Origin of the sequence: Staphylococcus sp. HMSC065D05 (assembly GCF_001813195.1) — a bacterium.
GTDB lineage: Bacteria > Bacillota > Bacilli > Staphylococcales > Staphylococcaceae > Staphylococcus > Staphylococcus epidermidis.
In genome coordinates this window covers 91,326-99,000 of record NZ_KV811730.1, presented here as the reverse complement: position 1 = coordinate 99,000, position 7,675 = coordinate 91,326, and the positions used below count along the sequence as shown (strand labels likewise).

The 7,675-nt window shown below is 28.9% G+C and carries 14 protein-coding genes; all 14 read left to right on the top strand.

Annotation, left to right across the window (positions count from 1 at the left end; genetic code table 11):
- Positions 1-748, top strand: a 748-nt coding sequence (locus HMPREF2897_RS12735) for a DNA/RNA non-specific endonuclease (protein ID WP_141751276.1), incomplete at its 5' end; no start/stop codon positions are given.
- Between the two features lie 11 nt (positions 749-759).
- A complete protein-coding gene (locus HMPREF2897_RS02120; protein WP_058703126.1) occupies positions 760-1,254 on the top strand; it encodes a TIGR01741 family protein in 495 nt (164 codons plus the stop codon).
- 594 nt (positions 1,255-1,848) lie between these two features.
- Positions 1,849-2,100, top strand: a complete 252-nt coding sequence (locus HMPREF2897_RS02110) for a hypothetical protein (RefSeq protein ID WP_049383426.1) — start codon at positions 1,849-1,851, stop codon at positions 2,098-2,100.
- 10 nt (positions 2,101-2,110) lie between these two features.
- A complete protein-coding gene (locus tag HMPREF2897_RS02105; protein ID WP_049383425.1) occupies positions 2,111-2,584 on the top strand; it encodes a DUF5083 family protein in 474 nt (157 codons plus the stop codon).
- A gap of 13 nt (positions 2,585-2,597) precedes the next feature.
- A complete protein-coding gene (locus HMPREF2897_RS02100; protein WP_049383424.1) occupies positions 2,598-2,972 on the top strand; it encodes a DUF4467 domain-containing protein in 375 nt (124 codons plus the stop codon).
- Between the two features lie 21 nt (positions 2,973-2,993).
- On the top strand, positions 2,994-3,383 hold the full coding sequence (locus tag HMPREF2897_RS02095) for a DUF4064 domain-containing protein (protein WP_002475703.1): 390 nt from the start codon (positions 2,994-2,996) through the stop codon (positions 3,381-3,383).
- 1 nt (position 3,384) lies between these two features.
- A complete protein-coding gene (locus HMPREF2897_RS02090; protein ID WP_002475723.1) occupies positions 3,385-3,777 on the top strand; it encodes a DUF5084 family protein in 393 nt (130 codons plus the stop codon).
- 101 nt (positions 3,778-3,878) lie between these two features.
- A complete protein-coding gene (locus HMPREF2897_RS02085) occupies positions 3,879-4,526 on the top strand; it encodes a DUF5079 family protein (RefSeq protein ID WP_070592565.1) in 648 nt (215 codons plus the stop codon).
- Between the two features lie 143 nt (positions 4,527-4,669).
- Positions 4,670-5,008 (top strand): DUF3482 domain-containing protein, encoded by a 339-nt coding sequence (locus HMPREF2897_RS02080; RefSeq protein WP_229040772.1) that lies wholly within the window; start codon positions 4,670-4,672, stop codon positions 5,006-5,008.
- A gap of 15 nt (positions 5,009-5,023) precedes the next feature.
- Positions 5,024-5,680 (top strand): DUF5079 family protein, encoded by a 657-nt coding sequence (locus tag HMPREF2897_RS02075; RefSeq protein ID WP_002477206.1) that lies wholly within the window; start codon positions 5,024-5,026, stop codon positions 5,678-5,680.
- Positions 5,681-5,700: 20 nt separating this feature from the next.
- Positions 5,701-6,153, top strand: a complete 453-nt coding sequence (locus HMPREF2897_RS02070; RefSeq protein WP_002490473.1) for a DUF5085 family protein — start codon at positions 5,701-5,703, stop codon at positions 6,151-6,153.
- Positions 6,146-6,604, top strand: coding sequence for a DUF5085 family protein (locus HMPREF2897_RS02065; RefSeq protein ID WP_002490481.1), 459 nt, complete (start codon positions 6,146-6,148; stop codon positions 6,602-6,604). The genes HMPREF2897_RS02070 and HMPREF2897_RS02065 overlap by 8 nt, the downstream gene beginning before the upstream one ends.
- Entirely contained in the window at positions 6,604-7,218 is a 615-nt protein-coding gene (locus tag HMPREF2897_RS02060; protein WP_002477203.1) for a DUF5080 family protein, read from the top strand. Before HMPREF2897_RS02065 ends, HMPREF2897_RS02060 begins: the two co-directional genes overlap by 1 nt.
- A 10-nt stretch (positions 7,219-7,228) precedes the next feature.
- Positions 7,229-7,603 carry a hypothetical protein gene (locus HMPREF2897_RS02055; RefSeq protein WP_002477202.1) on the top strand — a complete coding sequence of 125 codons (375 nt, stop codon included), beginning with the start codon at positions 7,229-7,231 and terminating at the stop codon, positions 7,601-7,603.
- The last annotated feature ends 72 nt before the right edge of the window (positions 7,604-7,675 follow it).

The window sequence follows — 7,675 nt, the reverse complement described above, 5'->3', positions numbered from 1 at the left end:
AGCGACGAATCATATATTAGAAAAGGAAATACCATTTACACAACCTAGAGTTGCGGTTGCAGGCGTAGGTAGTGTTCAAGCAGGTAAAGGTGTTACACTTAGAGAAGCAGGCCAAAGTATTCAACGTACCTTCTCATCAAATCATCAAGTGACACACACACCAAAAGATAGTATGGTAAAGAGTGAAGGTAAACATGTAAGTAGCAGTCAAAGTCATGGTTCCAATTCTGTTCATTATCAAGAAGACCCAAATCTTACAAAGGTTGAATATGGTGACCATTATGAACGCAGATTTATGAAGCCTAAGAAATTGAAGGCCAACATCGAATATACAACACCGCATGGACATGTATATCGCACGGATCACAAAGGCCGCATTAAAGAAGTATATGCAGATGACCTATCACTTCATGATGGCGGACGTAATACATATGCGCAACGAACAGTTGGAAGAGAAGATCGTTTGCCAGATGATGACGGCGGTCATTTAATTGCGCGCGCATTCGGAGGTTCTAAAGATATAGACAATCTCGTACCCCAAAGTAAATACATCAACCGCTCATTTAAAGAGAACGGAGAATGGTATAACATGGAGAAAGAATGGCGGGAAGCTATTGAATCAGAAGATCAAGTAAAAAATATTAAAATTGAAGTGCAATATAGGGGTGACAGTCAAAGACCTACAGAATTTCAAGTTGAATATGAAATCAATAATAGACAATATGAAAAACGTATTCCAAATATTTAGGAGTGAGAAAAATGGAATTTGAAAAGAAATTAAATGAAATGTATCAAGAAATAGCGAATAAAATCAGTGATATGATTCCTGTAGAGTGGGATGAGGTATATACAAAGGCATATATAAAAGAAGAAAGCAAAGAAGTTTTTTTCTACTATACTCTACCTGGGAGTGAAGAATTACATTATTATACTGCTATTCCTAAAGAACATAATGTTTCAAAAAAAATATTTAAAGAATTATTGGACGAGCTTTACGAAAATTTTGAAAGACTCAAGAAGTTATTTATAGAAAATAATCAAGAACCATGGACATCATGTGAATTTGATTTCACTAAAGAAGGTAAATTAAACGTGTCCTTTGATTATATTGATTGGAAAAATTCAGAATTTGGACCGTTAGCTAGAGAATATTATTATGAATATAAAAAATTCGGTATTCTACCAGAAAAAGAATATGCGATAAATAAAGTGAAAAAAGTAGAACAGTTCATTAAAGAGCAAGAAGAAAAGTAAAATAAATTGAAGAAAAACTAAGCAATGTAAAAGTTGCTTAGTTTTCTTTTGATTACAACGAATAGTAAATTTTAATTTTACTACTATATACATATAAAATATTTTAGAGAGAAAGCCAACATCGAATATACAACACCACATGGACATGTGTATCGCATGGATCACAAAGGTTGAAGAAGCATATGTGGATGACCTCCCCTCCCTTAAGATTTTGGATATTTAATTATGAGATTATTCAGAGGCTCTAAAAATTTAGGAAATCTCGTAAAAATATATAATTATGCTTACTACTCCCACTAAATTTCACTTGTTTTTCTGCATTTTTAATTTTGCATGGACTTTTTTATCAAAAGGAAGCCTTAAAGTAGCAGGGGGAGATGTTAAAGCGAAAGTTAAATTAGGTGAAAGAAAAGCTACAATTGAGTTTCGGAGTGCAAAAGTTGGAGTAGAAATAAAATTTAAAAATTTATAAACTTCAACAATCAGTAGAAATTAAAGCCAAAATAGCAGACTTAAATGATAAAATAAAAAGAGCAACACGAGTTAAGATTAAATTAACTAAGTTAAAAAAGAATGTTAAAGAGCACAAATCAGATGCTAAAAATTTATTTAAAGAATATCTTATTGGAAAGGGAGAATAATTCGAAATGGCAAATGAAAAGTGAGAATGAACTTATAGTAGGTTCGATGTCATATTGTATAAAAAATATTGACGAGAATATTGATCGACTAATTGATAAAATTACTGAGATGCAAAATGAAGTTAATTCATTAGGTAGTATATTGTCTATACTAGATAATGTAATCAGTTCAATAGCCTCAGCTATTGAAAAAATAACCAATTAAAGGAGAAGAAATGGAAAATATAAAGAAAGTCAATAAGATATTTTTATCATTTGAAGTCATTCCTTTTATAATGTCAGTTTTACTGATTTTTTCACCGATGATAGCGGATATAATGAATAACCGTTTGCAGTATGGTAGAGATTTTATGGATAGAGTCGCTTTATATTCTTATGTTTCAATTATGAGTGTATATGTAATTACCATACTGTTAGAAATTGTTTTTTATTTTAAATTACTTAAAAATTATCAATACGATCAAACAAATGTGGAATTAGCTAATAGAGTTAAAGTAACAAAAGTATTGTCAATTTTATATATGATTCCAGGATTATATGCGATTCCGTTCTATTTTAGATTTTTACATGTTCGCTCATTTAGAAAAAATAAAAAGTCAGGACAACCTGCTTATCACTTTTGGGATGCCTTTATAAGGCCTGATAGAAAACCTTTTGAGTTGAAAGACTTTTTTATTAAAAATAGATAATAAGGAGAAACTGATGAAAAAGTTATGTATAGGTGTGTTGATTATAATGATGAGTATCATCAATAGTAGTTGCAGTCACGACCAGAAAGAAAATAAATATCAAAGTCAAATTGATAAAGTAATGGAAATACAGCAAGAAACACATAAAGAGATGGTTAAGAAAAGTGATCAAGTTGCGCCTAAATTTAATAAAGATAAAGTTAATACTTATGTTTTTGAGGATGGTAAATTGATTGTGGTAAGTTATAAGCTATTTAAAGATAAAGATCAATTATTCTATGCAACATATGAATTTAAGGATGACAAAATTTATTATAAGAGAGATATTGATCCCAAAACGTATGTGAAGAACCATCATCCAGATTATAAGAATATCAAAGTAAAATAATTTAAAGGAGTCGGGAAATAAATGGAAAAATTAATTAAAGTGACGTCTTTAATTGGCGTTATCATACAAAGCTTTTTAACACTATTGTTTTTATTATTTTTAATTTTATCAGCAACAGGAATTATACAACCGGATTTAACCACAACAGTAAATGGAAAGGAAACTGTACAAAGTCCAGAAACAGCTCAGGCAACATTTGTTACGGTGTTTGCAATTTTCTTTGTCGTTTCTTTAGTTGCAGATTTATTAGGTATTTTTGCTATGAAAAAGTTATTTGTCAATAATAAAATGAGCGGTATTTTGCATATTGTTGGAGCTGTTATCAGTGCTAATTTATTAACATTTATAGCTTGGTTAATCAGTGGTATTTCTATATTAAGATATAACAAAACGGAGAAAGAGGTCTCGTAGTATGAAATATACTTGGTGGATACTTTTAATAGTTGCAGGCGTTTTAAGTTTAATAAGTGTTTATGGATTTATTCTGAGTGTAGGCAGCTTTGGAATGATAGCATTGAATATCATGTGGTTATTTGTTTATACACCACATAAAAATTCAAAAGCACTTGAATCTGTATCAAAACCAACGATAAATTTATCAATTATCGGAACATACGCTGTCATAGTATTGATGTCCTTTCTGTTTTATTTTGTAATGAAAGCTGATTTTATGGAAATAGGCATAAAATTATATGGAGAAACTTTTAATGTGTTTGGATTACCATTATTTATCATTGGCATTATTTTATTTACTATTGGTACATGGTTTGTATATCAAATACAACAATCACGATTAAAACAATAAAACGAATAGAATATATTTTAGGACGGTTTAATGAGAACGCCGTCCTATTTGTTTATACATATATGTATAAGAAAGCGATACGAAATAAAGGGGTAATTAAATTGGAAGAATCATTAAAGAAATTAAGAAAACCAAGTGTTCAAGTGATGAATGTACTTTCATTATTAATGATTTTAGCGGGGGTAGTGCAATATTTTTATAGCTTAACAATTGAAAGAACACCTTTTTACTTAATCATTACTACATTGATAGAAATAATTATCATCTTTTTTGGATTTATACAACTTTTTGAAAAGAAAGATAACATTGAACTAAAGACAGCCAGAAGATATTTGATTATTGGTTGTTTGACTGGTTACTCGACTTATTTATCACTTTATAATCTTTACTTTTTTATGGCAGAAGAACATCATATTCATTTAACTACTTTTTGGATTGTTGGCTTTCTATTTCTATTAATATGTGCAAGTGCGCATATTTGTAAACTATTATTAATGGCAGATAAACTTCCATGGCTAAAAGGTAATAAATATGTTTGGATTATGGTGTTAAGTGTTATAGCATCAACAATTTATGTTCAAAAAATTGTTGAATATATATTAATTCCAAATGTTGCAGAGTCACATTTTGTAATTATAGTTAGTATGATAATGATATTTGTTGCTAACTCATTAGCAACTCAATATTTCTTGCTTTATGGAGAAGTCTATATGACAATAAAAAATATAAATAAGCAGGAGAGTAGATAATGGAATTAGACGTATTGATAATGCCTAATATAGCTAAAATGGAATTTTCTATTTATCCAGATTATTGGAAAGATGAAATGAAAAGAATTCTTTATTTTGAATAATATTTATACAGAGATGATTTGCTAGCTGTTGGATTTAATTTGGCCTCTGAAAAGTCCATGCAAAGAAAAATAGTGGGTTCTGGCGTTGATCTTGGTGCAATGGCAGCTACTACTGGGGCATCGACTGCCATAGGGGCAAGTATTGGTGGACCAATAGGAGCATGGATAGGGCTAATATCCGGGATAGGTATCTCTCTTTTATCAGAGCAAACATTAATTGGTGGTAAGTCTGTAACGGATATAGCTAAAGACAAAGCGAACGAAAAAGTAACGGCAATTAGAAATTCAGATACGTGGAAAAATACAAAAAAAGCAACTAGTAATGCTGTTAATGATGTAAAGCATTTTGGTGCATCAGTAAGTTCATTATTTTCATAAAGGTGGCTAAATAAATTGGAAGAATCATTAAATCGTTTAAGAAAACCAGCAATACAAGTTATTAATGTATTATCATTGATTTGTATATTTTTTTCTTATTTGCAATATCATTTTGATCTCACATTAGAAAAAACACCTAAATATCTAATAGTTACAACAATTTTTGCGATTATAATTAATTTTATGGGTTTATTACAATTGTTTGAAAGGAAAATGAAAAATCCGTTAAAAAAAGCTAAAAGGTATTTAATAGTAGATTTTATAGGTCTCTATACTTCATATTTAACTTTTTATAATTTATATTTCTTTGTGGCAGCTGAACACCATTATTATTTAAATGTATATTGGTATATTGGTTTTTTCACATTATTTATTTGTAGTACTATGCACATATTGAGTACGTTATTATTAGGACCCGCTCCTAAATGGTTAAAAATTGATAAAACCCTACTTATAATTTTTCTTAAAATAATAGCTTCACTCATTTATGTTCAAAAAATTGTGGAATATATTATAGTTCCTAATATAGCGGAAAATCATTTTATATTTATAATTTCTATAGGGATTATATTTGGGTGTAATTTTTTAGTTACTCAAAATTATATATTATATGGAAGAATACTTACTGAAGTTAATCAACTAAAGACGAATGATACGATGGTTAAAGAGTAATATAAGGGAGATGAAAGGTAATGGAATTAGACGTATTAATAATGCCTCATATAGCGAAAATGGAATTTTCTATTCATCCAGATTATTGGAAAGATGAGATGAAAAGAATTAAAGAGTTCTTTGTGTCGAATGATATATATACAATGGGACCTACTATTTTCAATAAAGAAATTGTGGGTATGGGTGAAGTTAATTTTATAACATATATACCACTCAATGATGAAATTGAAGACATACCTGAATTAAATATTAAGTATCAACCTACGCTGGAAGTTTATCCAACAATTTCTCATAAATGTTTTGATGAAGATGACTTTGAAGTTGTATATGAAGGTATTCAGACGTTTGCTTCTGAAAATGATATAACTCTCTCAGATAAGCCTTTCTATCATGTTATGTCTAATTACTTTGGAGGAGAGATTTATGAAATTCATGCTGAAATTAACATTGATGAGGTTGAATTAGATGAATAAAATGAATTTTTCAGAAATGATGTACCGAAATGTAGTATATAAAGAATACGTTGATTACAGTATTAACCAACTCGATGAATGTGTAATTGATTTTTATAATTTAATAAATGCTTTTGATTTAGAGAAGATAGGCCCACTAATTATGGTGTATACACAGGTGATGAAAGGTAATAGGGTTAATGTGAAACTGATGACACCTGTCGATAAGTCATTTGTTCCTAATAAACATTTAAACTTTATGACATATCTATATATTGATCAAATGTTGCATGGAAGATTAGTAAGTGATGATTATTCTAATGAAGAACCTAAATTATTATATGAAATTGAAGAATTTGCAAGAAATAATAATATGCGAAGAATCTCACCATATTATCATATAATAAATGAGATAGATGAAATGACTTGGGTCGATGTAAAAGTTAAGGTATTGGAGGTGTCCAATACATAATGGATATTCTACTTGTCATAATCGTGTTTGGTTTGTTTTATCTAGTGCATTTTACATCTGTAATGCATTCGGACGATTTCAAAGTATTGCCAATAATAACATATATTATAGCGCTCATTTTATATTTAATACCTGTGATTCTTATAAAAGAAGAAAGTGTCAATCAGTTTGAAAATTTGATGCTCATATTAAATATAGGTGTGTTGTTATATGGAATTATGGGTGTAAGAGGATTATGGTCTAGACCCTTAAAAATAAAGATTCAAGAGTTAACTAAGGAACCCGATAAAATGATTACACAACAAAAGTATAACAAAATTGAAAGTTTGAAAATTAATTTAGAAATAGCTAAATATAAAGGTATCATATCGCTACTGATGTCGCTTATATTTATAATCACGATGTCAATCAAAGCATCATCGCAGTATAAAGAAGATTTTGCATTTGGAAACCTTCTCATACTATTTATTTCTATCGCAATATTTGTTACTTACATAATCATAGATGTTATTTTAAGAATAATAAAAGGAAGATGGAGACTCATTTCTATAAGACCGTTATTGATGTCAATATGGCTATTTATTTTCATAGTGATATTAATAATACAAAGATAGGGGGAATACAATGAAGAAAATATTAGTTACATTAATTGTAATGAGTTGTTTTTTAATTGGTTGTAGTCATAGCTCAAATGATGATTTACCGAAATCAGTGAAAGAGAATGTAGATGAACAAGTTAAATTAGCTAAACAGCAAGGTAATAAATATACAATTAAAGAAGATACTGTCAAATATGATAAAGAAAGTAAAACTTTGAAAATGAAAATTGACTGGAAACTAAACATTGATTTGCCTGATAGGATTGGCGAAGGTTCTACATATAAATTTGCACATAATGATTTAATTCAAAAAGTTGAATATAAATATGATTATAAAGGAAAAGAACAAAAGCATTTAATGAAGAAAAATAATGAAGATGAGTTTGAATTTGTTAAATAGTGTAGTGTATTAACATATATATTAGAAGTTTTGAGAGAATATAGAATATCAAGAGTTAGATTTACAAGTCTC